This is a genomic window from Sphingobium lactosutens DS20 (assembly GCF_000445105.1).
GTDB classification, from domain to species: Bacteria; Pseudomonadota; Alphaproteobacteria; order Sphingomonadales; family Sphingomonadaceae; genus Sphingobium; species Sphingobium lactosutens.
This window is the reverse complement of record NZ_ATDP01000110.1, coordinates 71,949-97,591: the sequence shown is the minus strand read 5'-3', so window position 1 is coordinate 97,591 and position 25,643 is coordinate 71,949. Positions and strand designations below refer to the sequence as shown.

Below are 25,643 nucleotides of genomic sequence, written 5' to 3'. Positions count from 1 at the left end.
GGCGTCACACTCCCGTCGAACCAAAGCCGCCCTGTCCGCGGGCGGTATCGTCCAGACTATCGACCTGGACGAAACTGGCAAGCTGGACCGGCGCGACCACCAGCTGGGCGATCCGGTCGCCGCGCGCGATGGCAAAGGGCTGGTCGCTAAAGTTGATGAGGATGACCTTCACCTCGCCCCGATAATCGGCGTCGATCGTTCCGGGACTGTTGGGCAGGCCGATGCCATGTTTGAGCGCCAGGCCAGATCGCGGGCGGGCCTGTATTTCATAGCCTTCGGGTATCGCCATGGCAAAGCCGGTGGCGACCGCATGGCGTCCGCCTGGCGGCAGGATCAAATCCTCGGCCGAAACCACGTCCATGCCCGCCGCCTGCGCGGTGGCGTAGACAGGCAATGGCAAGCCTTCCCCATGCGGCAGGCGCTTGATCCGTATTTCAATCGGCGGAAGGGGAGAGGGCATGGGCAACCTTTGCAATGAGTTTGTCGGCGACGGCGTGCTTGGGCAGGCGCGGCCAGCATTCGATGCCCTGCGCACTGACAATCTGCACGGCATTGTCCTCGCCGCCCATCACGCTTTCGCCCGGAGCGCCGGACACGTCATTGGCGACGATCCAGTCCGCGCCTTTCTTCGCCAGCTTGGCCTGCGCATGGTCCGCGACCTTTTCCGTCTCGGCGGCAAAACCGACCAGCAGCTTTGGTCGTTGAGCATGATGCCCCAGCGTGGCGAGAATGTCGGGATTTTCTACCAAGGCAAGGGGGGCGGGCTGGCCTGATCCATCCTTCTTGATCTTCTGCCCGGCAGCGTCGGCCACACGCCAGTCGGCCACGGCGGCGACGATGATCGCGGCATCTGCCGGCAACGCTGCTTCGACGGCGGACAGCATCTCCCGCGCTGTCTCCACGTCGATTCGGATCACGCCCGCCGGCGTCTGCAATTGCACCGGTCCGGCGACCAGCGTCACGCGGGCACCAGCGCGCGCGGCGGCGGCGGCGATAGCGAAACCCTGTTTGCCCGAAGACCGGTTGGCGATGTAGCGCACCGGGTCGATCGGCTCATGCGTCGGCCCGGCGGTGATCAGGACATGCTGTCCCGCCAGCGATCCCGTGTCGCCCATAAAGTCCTGCTGTCCGGCCAGCGGATCGGCCCGCGACGGCAGGGCAAGCAGCCGCTCGACTTCCACCGCTATGGCCTCCGGCTCGGGCAGTCGCCCCTTGCCATATTCGCCGCACGCCATTTCGCCATCATCCGGCTCCATGACATGCACGCCATCGGCGCGCAGCTGAGCCAGATTGCGCTGCGTCGCCTTGTGGTGCCACATGCGCACATTCATTGCTGGCACGGCCAGCACCGGCTTGTCTGTGGCCAGCAGCAGCGTCGTCGCCAGATCGTCCGCGATTCCGTTCGCCATCTTGGCCAGGATATTGGCGGTGGCGGGGGCGACCACCACCAGATCGGCCTGACGGCTGAGCTGGATATGCCCGATCTCGCATTCGGCCTTCAGGTCGAACAGATCGTCATAGACCTGGTCCTCGGTCAACACGCCCAGCGACAGCGGCGTCACGAATTGCTTGGCGCTCCGCGTCAGCACCGCCCGCACCGCAATGCCGCGCTTGCGCAACAGCCGCACAAGTTCGAGCGACTTATAGGCAGCGATCCCGCCGGAGACGATGAGGAGGACGCGCTGGGGCATCAGTTTAGGCTATTCAATTCCGCGCGGCATATCACCAGCAGCTCCTCCATCCCATGCATCGCCGTTTGCCACACAATATGCGGGTCTAGGCCGAAATAATCATGGCTGATGATGTTGCGCATCCTGTAGATATCAGCCCAAGGCATCGCAGGATATCGGGCTTTGAACTCCGGCGACAGCTTATTGGTTGCTTCGCCAATGTGAAGCAGACGAAATGCTGTCAGGTCAATTTCGTCCTTGTCCACCAGGAAATCTGCTGCCGTCAATTTGGGCACCCGACGTTGAACATGACCGATCAATTCGATGATCAGCTCCAGCAAGTCGCGATCGCGATCCCATTCAGACATCAGAAGATCAAGACTTTATCGGCTTCGGCGCGCACGCGGATACGGGGCCGCATGGAATGCCGTTCAACCAGATCGACCGGCCGTTCCACATATTCTTCCAATCGCCGTTGCAAACCGGCAAACTGGATCAGGTCCATCCGGCTGGCTCGATCAATCTCGCACATCAGGTCGATATCGGAACCTTCCCGACCCTCGCCTCGCGCGATCGATCCGAACAGCGCCAGCGAAGTGATCCCCGCGGCACGCAATTCCGCCTCATGGGGCCGGATCCGGGCAATAGCTTCGTCGCGGGTCATAGCGATGAAGATAATAGCAATGTCGCGCCAACGCCAGCCACCGCCGCAACCACCGCCACCAGCGCATAGCGCCACCCACCGCCCACGCGGATCAGCTTTACCTCGGCGAGGGGCGGCGGGGGCGGGGCGCCGCCCTTTTCGGGGAAGGCATCCTCTATCCGCCTGATGAGGCCCGGCAGACGCTGGAGGGTGCGCCAATTTTCGATCAGCGTATCGGCGGCCTTGGCCTCCGGCCCCAGTTCGTCGCGCAGCCAGCCCTTCACATAAGGCCCGCTCGTTTCCCACATGTTGATGTCGGGATCGAGCGAATGGGCCACGCCCTCCACCATCACCATGGTCTTTTGCAGCAGCAGCAAATGCGGCTGAGTCTGCATGTCGAAATCGCGCGTGATGGCGAACAGGCCGTCCAGCATGCCGCCGACCGACAGTTCGCTTGCCGCTTTCCCACGCATCGGTTCGCCCACGGCGCGCAGCGCCGTCGCGAATTCGGCGACATTGTGATGGGCGGGCACATATTGCGCCTCGAAATGGATTTCGGCGACGCGTTTGTAATTGCCGGTGATGAGGCCGTAGAGAATTTCCGCCAGCCACATGCGCGCGCGCCGGTCGATCCGGCCCATGATGCCAAAGTCGATAGCGACAATCTCGCCGCTTGCCGTCACGAACAAATTGCCCTGATGCATGTCCGCGTGGAAAAAGCCTTCGGCGATCGCTTGTCGCAGGAAGGCATTGACCAGACGGGCGGCCAGATCCTTCATGTCATGGCCGGCAGCGACCAGCGCGGCGCGATCGGCGATCTTGATGCCGTCGATCCACTCCATCGTCATGACCTTGCCGCTCGTGCGGTCCCAGTCGATTGCCGGGATGCGATAGCCAGGCATCGCCTCCATCGCCTCGGCCAGCTCGGACGCCGAAGCCGCCTCGCGCCGCAGGTCCAGTTCGCGCGCGGTCCAGCGCTTGAGGTTGGCGATGACCAGGCGCGGGCGCAGACGCGCGACTTCGCCGCCCAGCTGTTCGATATGCGCCGCGGCCCATTCATAGGTCTGGATGTCGCGGTTGAACTGATCGATGACGCCGGGGCGGATCACCTTGACCGCAACGTCCCGCCCGTCGGTGGTGAGCGCGCGATGGACCTGAGCGATCGATGCCGCACCTACCGGCGCTTCGTCGAACCGGCTGTAAAGCGCTTCGATCGGTCGGCCGAAACTCTGTTCGATCTGGGCGCGGATCGTGTCGAACGGCACGGGGGGCAGGGCGTCCTGCAAGCGCAGCAGATCATTGGCCGCTTCCTCGCCGACCAGGTCGGGCCGGGTCGCCAGTGTCTGGCCCAGCTTGATCGCCGCCGGGCCGATCGCCTGAAACGCGTCCGCATAGCGGGGCTGCCTGGGCACACGCGCGCCCAGCCGCGCGATCCGCACCAGCCGGCGCACGGGCGCAGGCGTCAGCGGATCGCGCTCGATCCCGCGCAGCGCGCCATGCCGCGCCAATATGCGCCCCCATTTCAGGAGCCGCCAGATATGGGTGATGTGGGACGTCATGCGTGGATCAGATCTTCCACCCGCTATGGATGGCCACCAGTCCGCCCATGATTGGCTCGACCTTGGTATTCACGAAACCCGCGTCGCGGATCATGCCTTCAAATTGGGGCATGGGCGGGAAGCGGCGGATCGATTCGATCAGATAGCGGTAGCTGTCGGCATCATTGGCGAACAGCTTGCCCAATTGCGGCACCAGCTTGTGCGAATAGACGTCATAGACGTCCGAAAAGCCCGGCCAAGTCGTGGTGGAAAATTCCAGGCAGAAAAACCGCCCGCCAAATTTCAGCACGCGATGCGCCTCTGCCAGCGCCTGATCGATATGGGTGACGTTGCGGATGCCAAAGGCGATCGTGTAGGCGTCGAAGGTGCGGTCGCCAAAAGTCAGCCCTTCCGCATTCTGCTTAGACCAGATCAGCCCTTCATAACCCTTCTTCTGCGCCCGCTCGACGCCAACCGCCAGCATTTCGGGATTGATGTCCGACACGGTCACCTGAGCGCCATGGCGGTGCATGCGGAACGCGATGTCGCCCGTGCCGCCGGCCATGTCGAGTATCTCTTCGCCCGCGCGCGGCTTTACGCGGCGTACGAACTGGTCTTTCCACAGCCGATGCGCGCCGCCCGACATGGCGTCGTTCATCAGGTCATATTTGGCCGCGACATTGGAAAAGACGGCGCGGACCATGCCCGCTTTTTCGGCGGCATCGACGTCACGATAGCCGAAGGATGCTGTTTCGCTCATGACCTCCGCTCTAGCGGCTGTTTTGGCGCCATGCCAGCGCGAAGGCAGCGGCGGCCGGAACGTTTCGCCTGCGTCATCCATTCCTTCGTCCGACCGACCGGCAAGGGGTAATGTCGATATGCGCCGACCCGTCCGCTTCACCGTCGCGCTTGCCGCGCTGCTCTGCATGGCGCAGGCCGCGCCGCCGCCCAGCCCCCAGCAAATTTACGGTCCCTTATTCGAAGCGGTGCAGGGCGGGCGGGTATTTAAAGACGGCAAGACGTTCGTCGACGCCGTGCCCAAAGGCGACCCCGCGGCCATTGTCGAGGCCTATCGGCGGGAACGACCAGAGGGCTCAGCCTTGCGCCAATTCGTTCTGCGCCATTTCAGCGTGCCGGGCGAGGAGGGGGAGCGGCCGGCCCCATCGCTGCGCGACCATATCCGGGGGCTCTGGCCGCCACTCACGCGGCCGGCGCTTGATCCGCCTGCCGGTTCGTCGGCGCTGTCCCTGCCTGCGCCCTATGTCGTGCCGGGCGGTCGCTTTCGCGAAATTTATTATTGGGACAGCTATTTCACGATGCTCGGCCTCAAGGTGGATGGGCAGCAATCGCTGATCGATTCGATGCTGACCGATTTTGAAAGCCTGATCGCCCGCTATGGCTTCATCCCCAACGGCACCCGCACTTATTATCTGGGGCGATCGCAGCCGCCTTTTTTGTCGCTGATGGTCGATCTGGCCAGCAATCCAAACGATCCTCGCCATTTCGCCGCGTTGCGCGCCGAACATGCCTTCTGGATGCGCGGTAGCGATCGCGCCATCCGTGCAGGCGCAGCGCTGCGCGTGGTGCGCATGCCCGACGGCGCGCTGCTCAACCGCTATTGGGATGATCGGCCCGGACCGCGCGACGAAAGCTGGGCCGAGGATGTCGCGACCGCGCGGGAAAGCAACAGGGCCAAGGGCGACGTCTATCGCGACCTGCGCGCCGGTGCGGAAAGCGGCTGGGATTTTTCGTCTCGCTGGCTTGCCGATTCCAAACGCCTGGCCACGATCCGCACCACGCACATCGTGCCCGTCGACCTCAACAGCCTGCTCTGGCGGCTGGAGCGCGCGATTGCCGACCGATGCGCGACAGCGGGCGATGCCGGCTGCGCGCGTGAGTTCCATCAGCTGGCCGCAAGGCGCAAGGCCGCCATCGACCGTTGGCTCTGGCAGGCAGACGCAGGGCATTATGCGGACTGGGACATGGACAGCCATGGCCCCACGCCCATTTTGTCGGCAGCGACGCTCTTTCCGTTGTTCGTAGGCCTGTCCAGCAAAGCCCAGGCCGACGCTGTTGCCTGGATCACGCGCGATCAGCTTGTCGGGGAGGGCGGCTTGCGCACGACCCGGCTCGCGACAGGGCAGCAGTGGGACAGCCCCAATGGCTGGGCGCCGCTGCAATGGGTGGCGATCGACGGACTGGCGCGTACAGGCCATCTGCCCCTCGCCAGGGACATTGCGCGCCGCTGGATATCGACGGTCGCCGCAGCCTTCCGCCAGAGTGGCAAGATGCTGGAAAAATATGATGTGGAAGAGCGCAAGCCCGGCGGGGGCGGCGAATATCCGCTGCAGGACGGCTTTGGCTGGACCAATGGCGTGACCGCCGCGCTGATCGATCGCTGGCCGGACCTCGATCCCGACGCCCCTGTTGCAGCGGGGGAATAGACCCTACATGACGGCCCATGCCTGAACTTCCCGAAGTCGAAACCACTGTGACGGGCCTGCGGTCGGTCTTGCTCGGCAATCGGCTCACGCGGGTCGAACCGCGCCGCGCCGACTTGCGCTTTCCCATTCCGCCGGACCTGCGCCAGCGGATGACGGGCGCGACGGTCACGGGTCTGTCCCGGCGAGCCAAATATGGCCTGATCGAAACCGACCGGGGCGACATGATGATTTTCCACCTTGGCATGTCGGGGCGCTGGCGTATCGACCCGGCGGAGATCGGCGCCCATGATCATTTGCTCGTCGAAACCGATCAGGGGCGGCTTCTGTCCCTCAACGACCCGCGCCGGTTCGGATCGCTTGACTTGGTGCGGGCCGACGCCTGGTCCGGCTATGCGCCCTTTACCCGCATGGGGCCGGAGCCGCTGGGGCATGAATTCTCGCCCGCGATGCTGGCCACGGCCTTGAAAGGCAAGGGGGCCTCGATCAAGGCGGCGCTACTGGACCAGCGCATCGTGGCCGGCCTTGGCAATATCTATGTTTGTGAGGCGCTCAACATGGCGGGGATCGCTCCGACCCGTCCGGCCGGGCGAATCAGCGGCGCGCGCCTGGCGCTGCTGGTGGACGCGATTCGCACCGTGCTGACGGCCGCCATCACCGCTGGCGGATCGACGCTGCGCGATTATGCCCGGCCAGATGGCGAATTGGGCTATTTTTCCAAGCAATGGCGCGTCTATGGCCGGGAGGGGCAGCCTTGCCCGTGCGGCGGCACCGTGCGACGGCGCGTCGATGGCGGGCGATCGACATTCTATTGCCCCACGTGCCAGAAATAGCCGGCCGCGAATCCGTTGACGCCCGCCCCGATACTCTGTAAGGGGCGCACCTTCACGAGGCATGTCGACATTTTCGGCGGGCCTCTTCCCGAGATTTGACGAGAACCGAGGAATAGAATGGCCAATACGCCGCAAGCCAAGAAGCGCATCCGTCGCAACGAGCGTCGCGCCGCAATCAATGGCGCCCGCATCAGCCGGATCCGCACCCTGGTGAAGAAGGTGGAAGCCGCCATCGTCGCTGGCGACAAGGATGCCGCCACCACCGCGCTGCAGACCGTTCAGCCAGAATTGGCGCGCGGCGTTGCGCGCGGCGTGCTGCACAAGAATACCGCCGCGCGCAAGTTCGGCCGCCTGACCAAGGCCGTCAGCGCGATCGCCTGACACCCCCCGCAAGGGAATGACGAGCATAAGCGCCCGCTCCGGATTGCCGGAGCGGGCCTTTCGTTTCTGCGTCACATCTCTGTCATCAGCCAGACACACGGGAATCCCGCGATTCGGCCGGGATTGCAAAGATTGTGACCAAATAAATAACTGAAAATCCGTCGTAAAATGGCAAGTTGGCCTTTTCTGCGGCTTTGCCGAGTCAACGGCTTTATTTCATTTTTTTGAAGTGTCTCGGCCTTGATCCTGCGGATCGCGCCTGTCTATTTTGCTCCTCCGGCCGCCGCTCGAATCGTTTTCAGACGGTCGTTATTAGGTCAGACGATGCAGGGTGATCGGAAAGCCAATGGCTTTTCCGGATAGCTACGCTTGTGTCGTTCAGGCTGATTTGGGGGGTCGCTTCAGGTATGAACGTCAGGGCAGCTTTGGTGGAACGTCAGGCAACGGACAGTGAAAATGGCGCCGGCCTGGATTCCGCCTGGAGCGCGATCCGGACGGGCCTGCGCCGTGATCTTGGCGCGCGTCTTTTCGACCAGTGGCTAAAGCCTGCGCGGCTTGGCGACTATTGCCCCGAATCGCAGACGCTCGACCTGCTGGTCGCCACTGACTTCAGCGCGAATTTCGTGTCGGGTCAGTTTGGCGATCGCCTGCGCATCGCGTGGCGCAGTGCCGGGGTCGGTGTGCGCGAGGTGCGGGTGCGCCGCGCGCCGGACGCTGCCGGACCGCGCCTGCTGGAAATCGCGTCCTTGTCGGAAGCCGACTCCGGCGTCGTCGCGAAAATGGTTGTCGCGTCCAACTTCCAGCCGCGCCACAGGCTCGATGATTTTGTCGTAGGCGACACCAACCGCCTGGCCTGGTCCGCCGCGCAGGCGATGGCGGGCGAAGCGCAGCCGCGCTTTACGCCGCTGTTCATCCATGGCGGCACGGGGCAGGGCAAGACCCACTTGCTGCACGGCATCGCAGCGGCTTTCTCGGCGCATTCGCCCACGGCCCCGGTCCTCTATATGTCGGCCGAACGCTTCATGATGGAATTTGTGAACGCGATGCGCGCCAATGAGACGATGGCGTTCAAGGCGCGGCTGCGGGCGGCTCGCCTGCTGCTGATCGACGATATCCAGTTCATCGCGGGCAAAGGATCGACGCAGGAGGAATTTCTCCACACGATCAATGACCTGATCGACAGTGGCGCGCGCATCGTCGTCACCGCTGATCGTGCGCCGCAGATGCTCGAAGCGATCGACGCGCGCATTCTCTCGCGACTGGCCGGTGGGCTGGTCGCGGACATTCGCGCCGCCGGCCTCGACCTGCGTCTCGCCATCCTTCAATCAAAGCGCGCTCTGGCCGGCGATAAGACCGTCCCCGACATGGTGATCGATTTCCTTGCCCGCTCGATCCGGTCGAACGTGCGCGAACTGGAAGGCGCCTTCAACAAGCTGGTCGCTTATGGCCAGTTGACCGGGCGCGCGATTGATCTGGATTTCGCCCAGCAGATGCTGGCCGATGCTGTGCGCGCCAATGCCCGCCGCATCACCGTGGATGAAATCCAGAAGGCCTGCGCCGCGCATTTCAAGATCGATCCGGCGGAAATGCGCTCCAAGCGCCGCGCGCGCGCCGTCGCCCGTCCGCGTCAGGTGGCCATGTATCTCGCCAAGAAGATGACGCCGCGATCGCTGCCTGAGATCGGCCGCATCTTCGGCGGACGTGACCACAGCACCGTGATCCATGCCGTGCGCACGATCGAGGCGCTGCGTGAAACCAGTCCCGACATGGACGCCGATATCCGCGCGTTGCAGCGCCAGCTGGAGGGGTAAGCCCCCTCTGGCGCGTGGCGCCCGATCGGCTAGGTTGGCGGACATGATTCGCCAGCTTGTCCTTATCCTCTCCGCCCTCCTCTCGATCGTCCCCGCATCGGCGCAGACTTCGCCACCGCCCTCCCCCGATCCTGCCCCCCATCCCGCCGACGTTCGCGTGTTGATGCAGACGGAGCAGGGGCCGGTCGTCCTTGCGGTGCATAGCGGCAAGGCCCCCGTCACCGCCGCCAATTTCCTGAAATATGTCGATCAGAAACGGCTCGATGGCACGGCGTTCTACCGTGGCGTTGGCGCTGCCGATTATGGCTTCGTGCAGGGCGGCGCCCAAAATGACCCTAAGCGGATCCTGCCGCCGATTGCGCATGAGCCGACCAGCCAGACGGGCCTGGTCCATGATGACGGGGCGCTTTCCATGGCGCGTTATGCGCCGGGCAGCGCGACTGGCGACTTTTTCGTCGTGCTGGGGCGGATGCCGTCCATGGACGCCAATCCCGACGCACCCGGCGATAATCAGGGATTTGCGGTCTTCGCCCATGTGGTGGAGGGGCTGGATGTGATCAAGGCGATCCTGGCCGCGCCCAAATCGTCGACCAAGGGTGAAGGCGTCATGAAAGGCCAGATGCTCGAAACACCCGTCAGGATCATCAGCGTGCGTCGCGCGCCCTGAGGCGCTCAGATCAGTCCGCTGCGCGCCGCTGGTCCAGGATGCGGGCAACGCCCATGTCGGCGGTGACATTGCCGACAGTGCGGAAGATGTCGGGCACCGTTTCCACCGCGAGCAAAAGCGGCAGCGCCTCCACCGGCACGCCCATGGCAAGGCAGATGGGGCCCGTGGTCGTGAAGAAGGTGATCTGACTGGGAAGCCCCACGGCGGCCAGGCTGACCACCGCCGCTACCAGCACCCCCAGGACCAACTGCGTCGCGCCCAGATCGACGCCATTCATGGCGGCGACATAGAGGGCGACGCCCAGATTGGCGGGTGGGCTGGTGATCCGAAAGAGGGAAATCGCCAGCGGCAGGACGATGGACCGGCTCGTTTCCCGCACCGCCAGCGCGCCATCGCTCGCCTGGATCATCGCAGGCAGCGACGCGATCGAGCTTTGCGTCGAAAAGGCGATGGCCTGCGCTGGAAAGGCGGCGCGGGCAAATCGGCCGACGCCGATCCGGCCGAGCAGGACCGTCATCGGATAGACGAGCAAAGTCACCAGCAGGCACAAAGCCACGATGAACAGGATATAGTGAAGCAGCGCGCCCGCCGTCGCGAGGCCCGATCGCGCGCCCGCGACCAGCGCCAGCGCGAAAACGCCCACGGGCGCAAGCCACAAGACCCAGTTCACCACCACGAGCAATGCGTCGGCCAGCGCCTGAAAAAAGCCGACCAGCTGCGCGCGCCTGTCCGCCGCGATCCGCGTCACCGCAAAGCCGAAGATCAGCGCAAACAGCACGATGGCGACCACTTGCCCATCGGCTGCCGATTTGAGTGGGTTGACGGGAATGAAGCCAAGCAGCCATTCCGCCGACGGCCGCACGTCCGGGACCTCGCTGACCGGCCCTGCACCCGCCAGCGCCCCCACCGCGCCTTCCGGCACCGGCCAGAGCGTCAGCAGGAGCGGCCCGGCAAGCGCCGCGACGCTTGCCGCCCCGATCAGCAGGATCGCGAACAATCCGATCGCGCGCGCGGCAAGGCCATTATTGCGCGCTGTCGTCGCTGCCTGCGCGATGCCAGTCACCAATAGGGCAAAGATCAGCGGGATGAGCGGCATCTGCAATCCGCCAAGCCACGCTTTGCCGATCGGCTGCACCACGCCGACGATCGCCACGTCCCAGGCGCCGCCCCATTCGGCGATGGCGATGCCGCAGACCAACCCCAAGACCAGGGCAATGAGGATGCGGACGGTCAACGACATGGGTTCAGCTCTTTCCGGTCAGGGCTTGCACAGACAGGCAAACGGATCGGATGCGGGCAAGCCGCCAGCTGCTTCTCACTCGCCAAAGCCGCGCGGGGCGGGATCGATGACGGTGAAATTGCCCGCGCCGACCTCCGAGACTTCAAGAGCGCGTTCGGCAACGCCCGTGCGGGTGAAGCGGAAGGCGCCGTCGATACCGGAAAATCCTCCCGCGTCGCGTAGGCGGGCGGCGGGGAAGGGTGCGCCCGCTTTCCACTGCTGCGCGATACGCACCGTCAGCAACACCGCGTCATAGCCGAGCGACGACAGACGAAATGGCGCCGACCCGTACCGGGCGCGATATTTGGCGACGAGCTGGCGATAAAGGCCATCCGAGACGCTGGCGAACCAAGCGCCGCGCAGCGCCGGATTGCTGGCAAGCGATGGTTCCGCATTCCACAATTCGGTGCCCAGCAACCGGGCGCTGCCGCCACCATTTTTGCGCAGGATCGGCGCGATCTGCAACGCGACGCGTCCGGAATCGGCGATCAGCAGGGCGTCATAGCTGGAGGACGCCTGCAATGCCTTGACCGCCGCGGCGATCGATCCTGCCGATCGGTCGAATGTCTGCATCGACACGACGGTCCCGCCGGCCTGCTCGACTGCGCGCAGCATCGCATTGCCCGCTCGTTCGCCATAGGTGCCGCGCGGCACCAGCGCGCCGAACTGGCTCAGCCCCTTGGCGCGCGCGAAATCGACCACCCGCTCGATCGACTGGTTGGGGTTGTAGCCCATGATATAGACGCCGTTGCCCGCGACGCTGCTGTCGTTGGAAAAGCTTATGACCGGCACATCCGCCCGCGCCGCGATCGGCCCCACGACCCGCGCATCTTCCGCCAGCAACGGTCCCAGGATCAGCCGGTTGCCATCGGCCAGCGCCTTGTTCACGGCGGCCGCTGCGCCCATCGCCGTGTCATAGGTGGTGATGCGCACCTTGTCGGTCTTGGTGTCCAGCAGCGCCAGCGTCGTGGCGTTCGCGATCGACTGGCCTACGCCGGCATTGGCGCCGCTCATCGGCACCAGTAGCGCGACGCGGTGGCGGGCTGTGTCGGTGGGCAGGCCCTGGACGACTTCGGGGGTGGTCGGCCGCGTGGGCGTCGTAGGCGTGGTGGGGGCCGGTGCCTTGGGCACGATCGACTGACAGGCGGCCAGGAACAGGGCCGCGCCCATGAAGGCGACGCGCGCACCGCGCTTCATCGAAGCGAAGATGTTCGCTTGCCGGGGGGCATCCGTCTCTGTCATCTGGCGTCCTTATGGAAACTGAATTTTCTGGGCTGGAGCCCGGGCTTTACATCGTCGCGGGGCCGATCGGCAACCTTGGAGACCTGACCCCGCGCGCGGCCGAGATATTGCGGCGGGCCGACGTGGTCGCGGTCGAGGATACGCGGGTCAGCGCCCGCCTGCTGCGCCATGCCGGGTCTGACCGGACGATGCTGCCCTATCACGACCACAGCGCCGATCATGTGCGCCAGCGGCTGGTTGAGCGGATGGCGAGCGAATCGGTGGCGTTGCTGTCGGACGCGGGCACGCCGCTCATTTCCGATCCTGGCTACAAACTTGTGCGCGACGCACGCGCGGCGGGACGCAAGGTGACGACGCTGCCCGGCCCCAGCGCGGTGATCGCGGCGCTCACGCTCTCGGGGCTGCCGACTGACCGCTTCCTTTTCATGGGCTTCCTGCCGGCCAAGGCCAAGGCGCGGGGCGATGTGCTGGGCGAAGTGGCGGCGCTGCGCGCGACGCTGGTCTTCTACGAAAGCGGGCCGCGCCTGTCCGACAGCCTGTCGGCGATGGCCGTGCATCTGGGCGATCGGGATGCCGCCGTCAGCCGGGAGATCAGCAAGGCGTTCGAGGAAACGGCGACGGGCACGCTGACTGCCCTGTCGCAGCGCTACGCCGATACGCCGCCCAAGGGTGAGATCGTTGTCATAGTCGGGCCGCCCGGCGAAGCGCCCCCGGCCAGTGCGGAGGATGCCGACGCTGCCCTGCTGGAGGCAATGACGCGCCTGCCCGTGTCGAAAGCCGCTGGCGAGGTCGCCAAGAAGCTGGGGCTTGACCGCCGGACTCTCTATGACCGGGCGATGGACCTAAAGGGATGAGCCGCGCCCAGGCGGATCAGCGCGGACGGCAGGGCGAGCGCATCGCCGCCTGGTGGCTGCGGCTCAAGGGGTGGCAGATTGTCGGCCGCCGGATGCGCACGCGCGCAGGTGAAGTCGACATAGTGGCGCGGCGCGGCGCGATGATCGCCTTTGTCGAGGTGAAGGCGCGGGCGAATGCAGCGGAGCTTGACCTGGCGATCGACGAACGCCGTCTGGCGCGGGTTGCGGCGGCGGCCGAAATCCTCTGGCATGATCTGGCGAAGCCGGGGGACGATATGCGAATAGACGTCATCCTCCTTGCGCCGGGCCGCCCGCCGCGCCATCTGGCCAATGTCTGGCATGGGGGGTGACGGCGGCCTGCCGCGCCCTGTCCTTGTGAGTGGAAGGTGTTTGGAATGACGCAATTCAACCCCCTGACCGTCGCGGTGCAGATGGACCCGATGGACGGGATCAACATCGCCGGCGATTCGACCTTCCACATCATGCTGGCTGGGCAGGCGCGCGGGCATAAGCTGTATCATTACCTCGCGCCCGACCTCACCTATCGCGACGGCCGGGTGCTGGCGAAGGCGCGGCCGGTGCAGGTGCAGAAAGTGCAGGGCGATCATTTCGTGCTGGGCGATTGGGAGATGCTGGACCTGGGCCGCGATGTCGACGTGGTGCTGATGCGGCAGGACCCGCCCTTTGACCTTAGCTACATCACCGCCACCCATTTGCTGGAGCGGGTGCAGGCCGAAACGCTGGTGGTCAATGATCCCGCAAGCGTGCGCGATGCGCCCGAAAAGCTGTTCGTGCTCGATTATGCGCACTTCATGCCGCCCACGATGATCACCCGCGACCTGGCCGAGGTCAAAAGCTTCCTGGCGGAACATGGCGAGATCGTGGTCAAGCCGCTTTACGGCAATGGCGGCGTCGCCGTGTTCCATGTCGGCGCGAACGGGGCGAACCTGTCCTCGCTGGTCGAATTGTTCAAGGAGAAATGGGTCGAACCCTTCATGGTGCAGGCCTTCATCCCCGGCGTCGCGGAAGGGGACAAGCGCATCGTGCTGGTCGATGGCGAGGTGATGGGCGCGGTCAACCGCATACCGGGCAAGGGCGAAATTAGGTCGAACCTGGCTGTTGGCGGATCGGCGGCCAAGACAGAACTTACTGACAGGGAAAGGGAAATCTGCGCCGCCTTGGGACCGGAGCTCAAGGCACGCGGGCTACTGTTTGTGGGCATAGACGTGATCGGGGGCGAATGGCTGACGGAAATCAACGTCACCTCGCCCACCGGCATCGTGTCGATCGAGGCGTTCGACGGCACGGACACCGGCGGGATGATCTGGGACGCGATCGACGTGCGGCTGGCGGCGCGGGCGGCGGACTGAACGGACTGGCGCTTGGCGCGTTGAGCCGCGGTGATCCCTTTTCCAGACCATGAGCCGCTGACATGACCGACTGGGTTCTGCGCCTGATCGACGCGGGCGGCTATTGGGGCATCGGCTTCCTCATGGTGCTGGAAAATGTCTTTCCGCCCATCCCGTCCGAACTCATCATGGGGATTGGCGGCATTCGCGTCGGGCAGGGGCGGATGGCGATGGAATGGCTGCTGCTGGCCGGGACGCTGGGCACCACGATCGGCAACTATTTCTGGTATCTGGTCGGGCATATGCTGGGGTTCGAGCGATTGAAGCCGCTGGTCGATCGTTATGGCCGCTGGGCGACGCTGGAGTGGCGCGATGTCGAGGCGCTGGATCGCCTGTTCGGCAAATATGGACAGATCGTCGTCTTCGTGTTCCGCTTCCTGCCGGCGTTTCGAACTATGATATCGCTGCCCGCCGGTCTGTTTCGCATGGGTCATATCCGCTTCCTGCTGTGGACGGCTGGCGGGGCGCTGATCTGGAACATCATCCTTGCCTATGCCGGCTTTGCGCTGGGGCGGCATTTCCAGGATATCGACCGCTATCTGGGTCCGGCGGCGAGCGTGTGCGTGGTCGGTGCCGTGATCTTCTATCTCTGGCGTCTGGCGACCTGGCGGCCGCGCGGCTGAAGGGTCAGGCGCGGGGATGGGCGTTGCGGTAGATGTCGAGCAGATGGGCGGCGTCGACCTGCGTATAGATTTGCGTGGACGACAGGCTGGCATGGCCCAGCAGTTCCTGCAGGCTGCGCAAATCCGCGCCGCGACCCAGCAGATGCGTGGCGAAGCTGTGGCGCAGGGCGTGGGGCGTAGTGCGCTCTGACAGGCCTAGGCGGCCGCGTGCCCCCTGCACGGCGCGACGGATCAGCGCAGGGGAGAGCGGGCCGCCGCGTGCGCCGCGAAACAGCGGGGCGTCGCGCTCCAGCGGATAGGGGCAGGCGGCGACGTAGCTTTCGATGGCTTCGCGCAGTTGCGGCAGCAGGGGCACGAGCCGGGTCTTGCCGCGCTTGCCGGTGACGCGCAGCGTGTCGCCCAGCGGCCAGACCGCGCCAGTGAGCCCCATTGCCTCGCCGATGCGCAGGCCCGCGCCGTAGAGCAGCAGGAGGACTGCCCAGTCGCGGGCGCCGATCCAGTTTTCGCGGGCGGTTTCGGCGATGTCGGCGGCCAGCGCCATGGCTTCGTCGGGGGAGACGGGGCGGGGCAGGCCGCGCTTGACCCTTGGTCCCTTGAGCCGGGGGGGCCTGGCATCCTCGCCGCCGGTGAAGGCGAGGAAACCCCGGACCGCCGAAAGCTCGCGCGCGGCGGAGAGATTGCCGATGCCATCGTGGCGCCGGCTGGTGAGGAAGGCGCGCAGGTCGGCCTGCTCCAGGCTCGCCAGCATGGCCTGCGTCACCGCCTCGCCGCGATGCTGTTCCAGGAAGGCGACCAGCCTTTCAGCGGTGGCCTGATAGGCGCGGACGGTGTGGACCGACCGGCGGCGGTCGAGGGCGAGATGAGCGCGCCAGCGTTCGATGAGGGCGGAGGAAGCGGACATGGGCCGCGCCAGGATAAGGGAGGCGGGGCAGGAAGGGAACACGCGAATCGCGCGTCCCATGAAAGCGAAAAGGGCAGCGCCCTGACGGCGCCGCCCTTTCTTTGTCCCGGCCGCAATAGGCCGGATCGGCGCGTTCGCGAGAAGGCATACCCCCGCGCGAACGCCTGGCCGATTACTTCAGCTCGACGGTCGCGCCGGCTTCTTCCAGCTGCTTCTTGAGCTTTTCGGCTTCTTCCTTGTTCACGCCTTCCTTGACAGCCTTGGGCGCGCCTTCGACCAGCGCCTTGGCTTCGGTCAGACCCAGGCCCGTGATGGCGCGGACTTCCTTGATGACGTTGATCTTCTTGCCACCGTCGCCGGTCAGGATGACGTCGAATTCGTCCTTCACTTCTTCAGCGGCAGCGGCCGGGGCGCCACCGGCGGGGCCAGCGACAGCGACGGCGGCGGCGGCCGAAACGCCCCACTTTTCTTCCAGAGCCTTGGACAGCTCGGCGGCTTCGAGGACGGTGAGGGCCGAAAGCTGATCGACCAGAGCGTTGATGTCTGCCATGTGTTTAGTTCCTTGTTTGGGGCGATATGCCCCGTCAGATTTGGGTCAAAAAATCGGAGGGCGAACGGCTCAGGCCGCTTCCTTCTCCGCATAGGCGTTGAAGACACGCGCAAGCTGCGCGGCCGGCGCCTGGGTGACGGTTGCGAGCTTGGTAGCGGGCGCGACGATGAGGCCGACCAGCTTTGCACGCAGTTCATCCAGCGACGGCATCGATGCGAGCGCCTTGACGCCCTCTGCATCGAGCAGCACTTCGCCCATCGCGCCGCCAACGATCTCAAGCTTGTCGTTGGTCTTGGCGAAATCGATCGCAACCTTGGCGGCGGCGACCGGATCGACCGAGGTGGCCAGGCCGACCGGACCGGTGAGCATGTCGCTCAGCGCGGTATAGTCGGTGCCATCAAGGGCGATGCGGGCGAGGCGGTTCTTCGTAACCTTGTAGGACGCACCGGCGTCGCGCATCTTCTGGCGCAGGACGGTCGACTGGGCGACGGTCATGCCGAGGTTGCGGGTCACGACGACCACGCCAACTTCTGCCAGCTCTGCGTTCAGCGCGGAAACGACCTCAGCTTTCTGATTACGATCCATGCCATTACTCCACTTCATGTCCCGCGCAGCGCCGGTGAAGGCCCGCGCCAGGACGGCTCAAAACCCGCACGCCGGGTAGGCGCACGGGGCACAAAGTCCGAAGGGGAGAGATCAACCGGCCTGGAACCCCAAAAGGAACAGGCAGACCCGAATCGGGCGAGCGCCCGTCCGGTAAAGAGCTTTTCCCCGTCTAGGCCGGGCATTAAGAAGGGCATATTCCCTTCACCGACTGTCTCGGACGGAAGGCCGACGGCATCGCTGCCACGGCCTGCGGGTGCGCCCTTAGCGAAAGCGGCCGGCATTGTCACGCCAAATCTGGCGCGGGGGCTGGTAGGGGCATGCGCGGCGTAAGAGGGGGCGACGGAATTTCTCCTACGAAGTTCACAGTGTCGTCGGGGGTCCGCCGACGCAAAACATGGAAAAACCGGAAGCGACGCGACGCCCAAGCGACCATGAGGCGACCACGAAGCGACAGCTGTAAGGGGAGGGAAGTTCGGAAGCACGGGGCGGGAAAAAGCGGGCGAGGCGGCGGGCTGGTCCATCGACAAGGATAGACCAGAGAAAATCCTATTAGGGAAGGGGAATAGGATGCAGGCACCTTACGTGAAGCCCGACAATCCCGGCCTCTCCGGTTTTTACCCGCGCTTGCCCATCTGGACGATCATCTCGACAAAAGAAATGCCGCCACCGACGCTGCGTCCATAGCGCAATGCCCGCCATAGAGCGGACGCCACTGCGTCCTGACGCCGCGCTGGCGGGCCCTGTCGACGAGCCGCTGCGTGCCCTCGAAATTACCATAAATGTCATAGAGTCCGTTCGACAGGTAGAGCGCCGGATAGGCAGGGCCTGTCCGTTCGATTAGGGCGAGAGGGGAGACCCGCTGCCATTCGGCGTCGTTCGCCGCATATTTTCGCGCCATCATCCATATGCCAAAGATGACTTTGGGGTTTGCGCCTGTGCGCTGGATGGTCTGGCGGATGGTAGACAAGGACGCGAATGGCGAGGTCGCATATACACCGGGGCATAGCGCCGCGATCTTGGCGAAGCGCGTGGGGTAGGACAGGCCGGCGATCAGGACGTTGAGCCCGCCCATCGATTCACCCAGCAACAGACGCCGACGCGGACGCCCGATCTTCGTTTCGATTGCCGGCAGACGGGTCATCAGATCATCCAGCAACCCGCTGTCGGATTTCTGCCCTTTCGGCGTCAGCAGCCAGGTAGAGCCGTAGGATATGGTCACGACCGTCGGTGGCAGCTCGGGACGCCGCTGCCATTCCGACTGGATCAAGGCCGTCATATAGGTGTCGTCGTTCCAGATGCGCTCGTCGAGGTTGCGACCATGCATATGGTAGACGACATCGCCATTCGTCCCCCGCCGATCGCGATAGACGCAATAGTAAAGCGGTCCCGCGCTGCCACATGCCTCCTGCGCCGGCCGGAACGACACCCGTTGAGCGCCCCGCGTCCGCGTCACCTCTCCCCACAGCATGTAGATCAGGGTGGCAACAAGGGCCGCGATGACCCATTTTCGATAGGGGCGTGCCAGCAACAGCCTTCCCCAGCGGTAGAGCCTGCCCCAAGCGGCGAAGGACATCATGGGGTCAGGCCAGCGCAAGGCGCAGCTGCCCGTCGGACGACAGGTCATCCGTGGCGCTGCCCGTCCTGGAATGGGCCGGGGCGGTAACGTCCGCCCGTCCAGGCAGCGCCAGAAGGCTCAGCAGATAACCGATGATGGCGCTGCCGCCATATCCGACGACCGGGGTCGGGTAATTGCCGAGCCCAGCCGCCATGATCGCGACGAACCAGATTGCGGCGAAAACGGCATAGGTCGCGCGATATTCGGGATCGCGACGCACACCGGCGATCGCCGGGATCAGGAGCAGCACCAAGCCCCCAGACACCGCCAGACCGGCAGCCATGTGAATCTCGAAAGAGGAATAGAGGATGCGATCGACATAGGGGACCGCCGGCAGCGTATCGATGCGGAGGAATGTTGCCGCGAGGCTGATTACACTGGCGACGGAGGCAATTATGCTATGCCGGTCGCGACGTGTGACCATCAAGACAGCAAGGCATGATGCGAGCATGGCGGCCATCGCGCGGTCGGGTTGAAGCGCCATGGCGGCAGCGGCCACGACGATACCGGCGGTTGCCCAGCTGCCGCGGGTTTGTCCAAATATGAGGAGCATGACCGGCAACAGGATCAGGCTGGGCTGAATGGCGAACCCGCCGACGCTGACCCATCGCGCCGCGCCCCCGACCGGCGACCCGAACAGTGCGGTCGCGAGCAGCGCCACAGCCATCGCGAAGATCGCGCCGCCGGCCCAGGGATGGCGCGCTGTCACGGCGCGGCCGAATAGCCCAAGCATAGCGAGGCCGATCACAAGCGCGCCTGCATTGATGCCGATGTAGCGCATCGGCGCGCCCGCGATCGCGAGGTAATAAAGGCCGAGCGCAACAGCGCCGATGGCGCAGCCCATGCCAAGAGCGCGGGGACGATGCATTGCGGCGCCTAATAAAAGCATGGCGGTCGATCTTTCGGACAGAGGATCAGCCCGGCCGCATAGCGCGGCGAAGGGGCGAAACAGCTGCAATGCGATGGCGCGGGGCATCAGCCCGCAGAGGCTGTGGAGTGCGAACAGCAGCGCCCTGCTGTCGTCGGGGATGCTGGCGGCCTCACACCGCACCGCCCATCCCCAGGATTTCAGTGCGGGGGGCAGCGCGGCCAGAAGCGCACGGCAGGCGAGGTCGGTCAGACCGCGACGAAGGCCAGCACTCATATGGTAGCCTCCCGGCGTCGGCCGGCAGGCGGGACGGGATCAGCAGGCGGATTGGCGCGGGCGAGCTCCACGCCGCTCGCTGTCAGCCGATAGGCATGGCGCGGCGGTCGTCCCGCTTCGGACGGCGGCTGCCATTCCGCATCGAGATAGCCCTGCTTCTCCAGACGGATCAGAAGCGGATAGAGCGTGCCGGACTTCAGGTCGGCAAGCCGTGCCAGCTCATAGCCGTGCGACCAGTGGCGACCCGCTTCGAGCAGCACGGCGAGCAATGTCCGGGCATGGGGTGAAAGTTTGCGCGTTCGGGGCATGGGCATAAAATCTACCTATGTAGATTTTTGTCAAGCCCGGATGTCGATGCCAAACTGAGCGGGGGTGGAGGTGAAGTGAATAGCCCTCTGTGTCAGCGTCATCCGGGCGTCCGCCCGTCGCAGCGAAATCGCTGTCGATGGCAGATGGGTTGGGATATTGGCTCCCTAAACCCGGTCCGCCTGCACCACGACATCGATCGCCCGTAGCGCCGACAATATCCGCATCAGATGCTGGGCGTCGGCCACTTCCAGGTCGATGATGTCGGTGTGGAAGGGGCCTTCGCGGTTGACCAGCTGGAGGTTCAGGATGTTCGCCTTGGTCGCGCCGAAGACATTGGCGACGGCGGCGAGCGCACCGGGCTGGTTCTTGACGATGACGGAGAGGCGGGCGGTGCCGCCCTTGGACTTGCTGTCCCAGCTCAAATCGACCCAGTCGTCATCCTGCTCCATCTCCAGCGAGCGGCAGTCGATGGTGTGCACCTCGATCGGCGCGCCGGTGCGGCGGACGCCCACGATGCGGTCGCCGGGCACGGGATGGCAGCAATCGCCAAGGTTATAGGCAATGCCCGGCGTGAGGCCGCGGATCGACACGGGTTCATGCTGGCGCGGATGCACATCCTCCATCCCCTGCGCGCTGGTGGAGCCGGGGACGAGCGCCTCCATCACTTCATGGTCGAGCACGCGGTGGGTGGCGATGGCGACCATCAGCGCCGCGCGATCCTCCAGCTTCAAGCGCTTGAGCGCGGCCTTCAGCGCCTTGTCGCCCAGTTCGCTGGCAAGATCGGCGGGGAAGCGGCCGATAATCTCCTCATAGAGTTTCTCGCCAAGCTTGATCTCCTCCCCGCGCTGTTTCTGGCGGATGAAGCGGCGGATGGCGGCGCGCGCCTTGCCGGTGATGGCGAAGGAGAGCCAGCCGGGCTGCGGCTCCTGCCCTTCCGACTTCAATATTTCGACCTGATCGCCATTGTCGAGGGAGGTGCGCAGCGGCACGACCCGGCCATTGACCTTCGCCCCCACGGTCTGGTTGCCGAGGCTCGTGTGGACGGCATAGGCGAAATCGACCGGCGTGGAGCCCTTGGGCAGCTGGTGCAGCTCGCCCTTGGGGGTGAAGGCGAAGATGCGGTCCTGATACATCGCCATGCGGGTATGTTCGAGCAGTTCGTCCGCGTCCTGGCTCTGTTCGAGGATCTCGACCAGGTCGCGCAGCCAGGCGGCGTGATGATCGGTCGCGTCGCCCTTCTGCTTGTAGGCCCAATGGGCGGCAAGGCCCAGTTCCGCGTCATTGTGCATCGCGCGACTGCGAATCTGCACCTCTATGCGGGCATTGTCCTGATGGATGACGGTGGTGTGGAGCGAGCGGTATCCGTTCCGCTTGGGCGTGGAGATATAATCCTTGAAGCGGCCGGGCACCATCTTGAAGGTCTGGTGGATGATGCCGAGCGCGCGGTAGCAGTCGGCCGTGCTGTCGGTGATGACGCGGAACGCCATGACATCGGTCAGCTGTTCGAAACTGATGTGGCGCTCCTGCATCTTGCGCCAGATGGAATAAGGGTGTTTCTCGCGGCCCGAGACGGTCACGGACAGGTCGTTGCCGCCCAGCAGCAATTGCAGCTCCGCGCCGATGCGGTCGACCTTGTCATGGCCGCCTTCCTTCAGATGTTCGAGGCGCCGGGTGATGCTGTCATAGGCCTCCGGCTCCAGCTCGCGAAAGGCGAGCAGCTGCATCTCGCGCATGAAGTCGTACATGCCGATCCGCTCGGCCAGCGGGGCGTAGATGTCCATGGTTTCGCGCGCGATGCGGCGGCGCTTGGCCTCGTTCTTGATGAAGTGCAGCGTGCGCATATTGTGCAGCCGGTCGGCCAGCTTGACCAGCAACACGCGAATGTCGTCGGACATGGCGAGCAGGAACTTGCGCAGATTTTCGGCCGCCCGCTCATTTTCGGACATGGCCTCGATCTTGGACAGCTTGGTCACGCCATCGACCATGCGGGCGACATCGGGACCAAAGGCGCTCTCAATCTCGTCATAGGTGACGAGCGTATCCTCGATCGTGTCGTGGAGGAGGGCGGTGACGATGGTCTGATCGTCGAGGTTGAAGTCGGTGAGGATGCCCGCGACCTCGATCGGATGGCTGAAATAGGGGTCGCCGCTGGCGCGCTTCTGCGAGCCATGTTTCTGGACCGAAAAAACATAGGCGCGGTTGATCATCGCCTCGTCCGCATCCGGATCGTAGCGCTTCACCCGTTCGACAAGTTCATATTGACGCAGCATCGCCGCCGATTGTGTTGGAACCCTCTTGTCGTGCAACAAAAAAACGCCATGTTGCGATAATAAGGTGGCGATTTTGCAACGGGTGTTGCCTTGCGCTATATGTGGGACAGATGAAACATAATCTGGCACAGGATCTGGAACAATGCGCGCTGCCCAGCGCGCTGGAGATGATGGGCGAACGCTGGTCCTTCCTTATCCTGCGCGGCGCCCTGTCGGGCATCCGCCATTTCGAGGAATTTCAGTCCACCCTGGGCATCGCCCGCAACATCCTGGCCAACCGGCTCGCCCGGCTGGTGGAAAACGGCATATTGGTGCGCCAGCCGATGCAGTGCGACCGGCGCAAGGTGGAATATCGCCTGACGCCCAAGGGGCAGGACCTGGCGCCCGCGATGATCGCGCTGCGCCAGTGGGGCGAACGCTGGGGCTGCGGCACGCAGGCGTGCCAAGTGCTGGCCGACAAGCGCGACGGACAGCCGATCCGCCCCATCGCCATCCAGGCGCATGACGGGCGGACGCTGGACCTGGCCGACCTGGTATGGCTGTGCACCGATGAAGTGACGCCCATGGCTGAGGAACCGGCCGCCGCTGCGTGAGCCGGCTTCCCGACCGGGCGATAATGGCATAGGCATGGGCCCCATGTCCGTGACCCGCATCCAGCCCCAGCCCTTTTTCGCTGACAAGAACCGCGCTTTCTGGAACCTGCAATCGCTCGGATGGGCCGGCGCGTTCCTGCTGCGCGGGTCCTCCACCATCGCGAACGGGCAATCCTTTTCCAGCCTGATCCCGGTGCTGATTTCCACGGTGACGGGCTATTCGGTGACGCTGCTTATGGCGGTGGCGTTCCGCTATCTGCTCAAACAACGGCCGATCGTCACCTGGGGCGTGTCGATCCTGACCGTGGTGCTAGCTGCGGGCCTGGTGGCGTTCATCGACGCCTGGGTCTTTTCCACCCAGAATCGCAGCGGCGATACGGCGGGCGTGCAGCTGTTTCTGGGCGCTTTCTATCTGTCGGTGACGCTGATCGGCGCGTGGTCCGCGCTTTATTATGCGATCAATTTCTATCTGACGGTGGAGGAGCAGGCGGACCAGCTCACGCGACTGGAAACCCAGGCGTCCAGCGCGCAACTGGCGATGCTGCGCTACCAGCTCAATCCCCATTTCCTGTTCAACACGCTCAACAGCATATCGACGCTGGTGCTGCTCAAGCAAACCGACCGGGCCAATGCGATGCTGTCGCGCCTGTCCTCCTTCCTGCGCTACACGCTGATCAACGAACCCACCGCGCAGGTGACGATCGCGCAGGAGGTGGAGACGCTCAAACTCTATCTGGAGATCGAGAAGATGCGGTTCGAGGATAGGCTGCGCCCGTCCTTCGTGATCGATCCCGCCGTGTCCCATGCGCGCCTGCCATCACTGCTGTTGCAGCCGCTGGTCGAAAACGCGATCAAATATGCGGTCACGCCCAAGGAGGAAGGGGCCGATATCACGGTCACGGCGCAACCTGCCGGTGAAAATGTCCGGATCATCGTATCGGACACCGGGCCGGGATTGAACGATGGCGCCATCAAGCCGCACATTCCCATGAGCGAGGGAACGGGCGTTGGCCTGCCGAACATCCGGGACCGGTTAATTCAGGCCTTCGGGGAACGACAGCGCTTCGAAACGCGTTCCACGCCGGGCGGATTTTCGGTCATCATCGAAATTCCGCTTAACATGGATGAAAGATCGAAAGTCGCCGCATGACCATCAGAACAATCCTCGTCGACGACGAAAGCCTGGCCATTCAGGGCCTTCAGCTGCGTCTGCAAGCGCATGAGGATGTCGAAATCGTCGAAACCTGCACCAATGGCCGCGAGGCCATCCGCGCCATCAAGACGCACAAACCCGACCTTGTGTTCCTCGATATCCAGATGCCCGGCTTTGACGGCTTTTCCGTCGTCCAGGGCATGATGGAGGTCGAGCCGCCGCTGTTCATCTTCGTCACCGCCTATAGCGACCATGCGATCCGCGCATTCGAGGCGCAGGCGGTCGATTATCTGATGAAGCCGGTGGAGGAAGGGCGCCTGGCTGACGCGCTCGACCGGGTGCGCCAGCGCCTGACCGAAAAGCGGCAGGTGCAGGAGGTCGAAAAGCTGCGCGAGGTGCTGGCCGAAGTCGCGCCCCAGGCAATGACCGACTTCGCCGCGAGCGAGGATGGCGCGCCCGCGTCCAACCGCTTCGAAAAGCTCATCAACATCAAGGATCGTGGGCAGATTTTCCGCGTCGACGTCGATTCGATCGAGCGCATCGATGCGGCCGGCGACTATATGTGTATCTACACCGCCGACAACTCGCTGATTCTGCGCGAAACCATGAAAGACCTGGAAAAGCGGCTGGACCCGCGCAATTTCCAGCGCGTCCACCGCTCCACCATCGTCAACTTAAGCCAGGTGCGGCAGGTGAAGCCGCACACCAATGGCGAATGTTTCCTGGTGCTGGAAAGCGGCGCGCAGGTGAAGGTCAGCCGCTCCTACCGCGACGTGGTGGCGCGCTTCGTGCACTGAGGCCAGCGTCGGCCGGTGCGGTCCATGCGGGACCGGCCGTGTTCGAACCTGTGTTTGACGGTGTGCGAAGGGAGCGGGATGCCGGGTCAAGCCCGGCATGACGATTAGCAATCGGCTGTTGCTTTGGTCTGGATCTTCCTCCCCTGCAAGGGGAGGGGGACTACGAAGTGGTGGCGGGGTATCGCCCTATCGAGAGCGTGACACCCCTCCGTCAATCCTTCGGATTGCCACCTCCCCTTGCAGGGGAGGATTGTCTTGAAGCGACCACTACCGGTCATTCAGTAGCGCCTTGGGCTCGCCCCCACAGCCGTCAT

At 64.5% G+C, this 25,643-nt stretch carries 27 protein-coding genes; 12 read left to right on the top strand and 15 right to left on the bottom strand.

Annotated elements, in window-relative coordinates:
• Positions 1–4: 4 nt before the first annotated feature.
• The 6 genes from dut to RLDS_RS54100 are packed head-to-tail and all read right to left on the bottom strand — an operon-like array spanning position 5 to position 4,611.
• Positions 5–460 (bottom strand): dUTP diphosphatase, encoded by a 456-nt coding sequence (dut, locus tag RLDS_RS54125; RefSeq protein WP_021228831.1) that lies wholly within the window; start codon positions 458–460, stop codon positions 5–7.
• Entirely contained in the window at positions 435–1,691 is a 1,257-nt protein-coding gene (gene coaBC, locus RLDS_RS54120; protein WP_021228830.1) for a bifunctional phosphopantothenoylcysteine decarboxylase/phosphopantothenate--cysteine ligase CoaBC, read from the bottom strand. The genes dut and coaBC overlap by 26 nt, the downstream gene beginning before the upstream one ends.
• Positions 1,691–2,038, bottom strand: coding sequence for a HepT-like ribonuclease domain-containing protein (locus tag RLDS_RS54115; RefSeq protein WP_021228829.1), 348 nt, complete (start codon positions 2,036–2,038; stop codon positions 1,691–1,693). The genes coaBC and RLDS_RS54115 overlap by 1 nt, the downstream gene beginning before the upstream one ends.
• On the bottom strand, positions 2,038–2,334 hold the full coding sequence (locus RLDS_RS54110) for a nucleotidyltransferase family protein (RefSeq protein ID WP_021228828.1): 297 nt from the start codon (positions 2,332–2,334) through the stop codon (positions 2,038–2,040). The genes RLDS_RS54115 and RLDS_RS54110 overlap by 1 nt, the downstream gene beginning before the upstream one ends.
• Positions 2,331–3,872 carry a 2-polyprenylphenol 6-hydroxylase gene (gene ubiB, locus RLDS_RS54105; protein WP_021228827.1) on the bottom strand — a complete coding sequence of 514 codons (1,542 nt, stop codon included), beginning with the start codon at positions 3,870–3,872 and terminating at the stop codon, positions 2,331–2,333. Before ubiB ends, RLDS_RS54110 begins: the two co-directional genes overlap by 4 nt.
• A gap of 7 nt (positions 3,873–3,879) precedes the next feature.
• Positions 3,880–4,611, bottom strand: a complete 732-nt coding sequence (locus tag RLDS_RS54100; protein WP_031299301.1) for a class I SAM-dependent methyltransferase — start codon at positions 4,609–4,611, stop codon at positions 3,880–3,882.
• 118 nt (positions 4,612–4,729) lie between these two features.
• Between RLDS_RS54100 and treF the strand changes: the two genes are divergently transcribed.
• The 5 genes from treF (at position 4,730) to RLDS_RS54075 (ending at position 9,984) form a co-directional block, all read left to right on the top strand.
• A complete protein-coding gene (treF, locus tag RLDS_RS54095) occupies positions 4,730–6,295 on the top strand; it encodes an alpha,alpha-trehalase TreF (RefSeq protein WP_021228825.1) in 1,566 nt (521 codons plus the stop codon).
• Positions 6,296–6,312: 17 nt separating this feature from the next.
• On the top strand, positions 6,313–7,125 hold the full coding sequence (mutM, locus tag RLDS_RS54090; RefSeq protein ID WP_021228824.1) for a bifunctional DNA-formamidopyrimidine glycosylase/DNA-(apurinic or apyrimidinic site) lyase: 813 nt from the start codon (positions 6,313–6,315) through the stop codon (positions 7,123–7,125).
• A 117-nt stretch (positions 7,126–7,242) separates the two neighbouring features.
• Positions 7,243–7,506: a 30S ribosomal protein S20 gene (gene rpsT, locus RLDS_RS54085; protein ID WP_009820781.1), complete on the top strand. Its 264-nt coding sequence runs from the start codon at positions 7,243–7,245 to the stop codon at positions 7,504–7,506.
• Between the two features lie 407 nt (positions 7,507–7,913).
• Entirely contained in the window at positions 7,914–9,317 is a 1,404-nt protein-coding gene (gene dnaA, locus RLDS_RS54080; protein WP_021228823.1) for a chromosomal replication initiator protein DnaA, read from the top strand.
• 43 nt (positions 9,318–9,360) lie between these two features.
• On the top strand, positions 9,361–9,984 hold the full coding sequence (locus RLDS_RS54075) for a peptidylprolyl isomerase (protein ID WP_021228822.1): 624 nt from the start codon (positions 9,361–9,363) through the stop codon (positions 9,982–9,984).
• Between the two features lie 10 nt (positions 9,985–9,994).
• On the opposite strand, the gene RLDS_RS54070 is transcribed toward RLDS_RS54075, so the two are convergent.
• The gene (locus RLDS_RS54070) at positions 9,995–11,224 is read right to left on the bottom strand and encodes a dicarboxylate/amino acid:cation symporter (RefSeq protein ID WP_021228821.1); all 1,230 of its coding nucleotides are present in this window, start codon (positions 11,222–11,224) and stop codon (positions 9,995–9,997) included.
• A gap of 75 nt (positions 11,225–11,299) precedes the next feature.
• Positions 11,300–12,505: a penicillin-binding protein activator gene (locus RLDS_RS54065; protein ID WP_021228820.1), complete on the bottom strand. Its 1,206-nt coding sequence runs from the start codon at positions 12,503–12,505 to the stop codon at positions 11,300–11,302.
• Between the two features lie 11 nt (positions 12,506–12,516).
• Here RLDS_RS54065 and rsmI point away from each other — a divergent pair, with 11 nt between their 5' ends.
• The 4 genes from rsmI to RLDS_RS54045 all read left to right on the top strand — a co-directional run bounded on the left by rsmI (position 12,517) and on the right by RLDS_RS54045 (position 15,391).
• Positions 12,517–13,359: a 16S rRNA (cytidine(1402)-2'-O)-methyltransferase gene (rsmI, locus tag RLDS_RS54060; protein WP_021228819.1), complete on the top strand. Its 843-nt coding sequence runs from the start codon at positions 12,517–12,519 to the stop codon at positions 13,357–13,359.
• Entirely contained in the window at positions 13,356–13,709 is a 354-nt protein-coding gene (locus RLDS_RS54055) for a YraN family protein (protein WP_021228818.1), read from the top strand. The genes rsmI and RLDS_RS54055 overlap by 4 nt, the downstream gene beginning before the upstream one ends.
• A 45-nt stretch (positions 13,710–13,754) precedes the next feature.
• Complete coding sequence (gene gshB, locus RLDS_RS54050; protein WP_021228817.1) at positions 13,755–14,729, top strand: glutathione synthase; 975 nt, start codon at positions 13,755–13,757, stop codon at positions 14,727–14,729.
• Between the two features lie 62 nt (positions 14,730–14,791).
• A complete protein-coding gene (locus RLDS_RS54045; RefSeq protein ID WP_021228816.1) occupies positions 14,792–15,391 on the top strand; it encodes a DedA family protein in 600 nt (199 codons plus the stop codon).
• Positions 15,392–15,395: 4 nt separating this feature from the next.
• Here the strand turns inward: RLDS_RS54045 and RLDS_RS54040 are convergent, their stop codons facing one another.
• The 7 genes from RLDS_RS54040 to RLDS_RS54015 all read right to left on the bottom strand — a co-directional run bounded on the left by RLDS_RS54040 (position 15,396) and on the right by RLDS_RS54015 (position 22,786).
• On the bottom strand, positions 15,396–16,292 hold the full coding sequence (locus tag RLDS_RS54040) for a tyrosine recombinase XerC (protein WP_021228815.1): 897 nt from the start codon (positions 16,290–16,292) through the stop codon (positions 15,396–15,398).
• A 172-nt stretch (positions 16,293–16,464) separates the two neighbouring features.
• Positions 16,465–16,842, bottom strand: a complete 378-nt coding sequence (rplL, locus tag RLDS_RS54035) for a 50S ribosomal protein L7/L12 (protein WP_021228814.1) — start codon at positions 16,840–16,842, stop codon at positions 16,465–16,467.
• A 69-nt stretch (positions 16,843–16,911) separates the two neighbouring features.
• A complete protein-coding gene (gene rplJ / locus RLDS_RS54030) occupies positions 16,912–17,427 on the bottom strand; it encodes a 50S ribosomal protein L10 (protein WP_021228813.1) in 516 nt (171 codons plus the stop codon).
• 661 nt (positions 17,428–18,088) lie between these two features.
• Positions 18,089–19,024 (bottom strand): alpha/beta hydrolase-fold protein, encoded by a 936-nt coding sequence (locus RLDS_RS54025; RefSeq protein WP_201767520.1) that lies wholly within the window; start codon positions 19,022–19,024, stop codon positions 18,089–18,091.
• Positions 19,025–19,028: 4 nt separating this feature from the next.
• Positions 19,029–20,207, bottom strand: coding sequence for a hypothetical protein (locus RLDS_RS0129205; protein ID WP_021228811.1), 1,179 nt, complete (start codon positions 20,205–20,207; stop codon positions 19,029–19,031).
• The gene (locus RLDS_RS54020; protein ID WP_236616950.1) at positions 20,204–20,521 is read right to left on the bottom strand and encodes a PadR family transcriptional regulator; all 318 of its coding nucleotides are present in this window, start codon (positions 20,519–20,521) and stop codon (positions 20,204–20,206) included. Before RLDS_RS54020 ends, RLDS_RS0129205 begins: the two co-directional genes overlap by 4 nt.
• Before the next feature lie 159 nt (positions 20,522–20,680).
• On the bottom strand, positions 20,681–22,786 hold the full coding sequence (locus RLDS_RS54015) for a RelA/SpoT family protein (protein ID WP_021228809.1): 2,106 nt from the start codon (positions 22,784–22,786) through the stop codon (positions 20,681–20,683).
• 110 nt (positions 22,787–22,896) lie between these two features.
• Here RLDS_RS54015 and RLDS_RS54010 point away from each other — a divergent pair, with 110 nt between their 5' ends.
• Genes RLDS_RS54010 through RLDS_RS54000 form a run of 3 tightly spaced genes read left to right on the top strand, consistent with a single transcriptional unit; the run spans position 22,897 to position 25,329 of the window.
• On the top strand, positions 22,897–23,379 hold the full coding sequence (locus RLDS_RS54010; RefSeq protein WP_021228808.1) for a winged helix-turn-helix transcriptional regulator: 483 nt from the start codon (positions 22,897–22,899) through the stop codon (positions 23,377–23,379).
• 43 nt (positions 23,380–23,422) lie between these two features.
• Positions 23,423–24,529: a sensor histidine kinase gene (locus RLDS_RS54005; protein ID WP_031299296.1), complete on the top strand. Its 1,107-nt coding sequence runs from the start codon at positions 23,423–23,425 to the stop codon at positions 24,527–24,529.
• The gene (locus tag RLDS_RS54000; RefSeq protein ID WP_021228806.1) at positions 24,526–25,329 is read left to right on the top strand and encodes a LytR/AlgR family response regulator transcription factor; all 804 of its coding nucleotides are present in this window, start codon (positions 24,526–24,528) and stop codon (positions 25,327–25,329) included. Before RLDS_RS54005 ends, RLDS_RS54000 begins: the two co-directional genes overlap by 4 nt.
• The last annotated feature ends 314 nt before the right edge of the window (positions 25,330–25,643 follow it).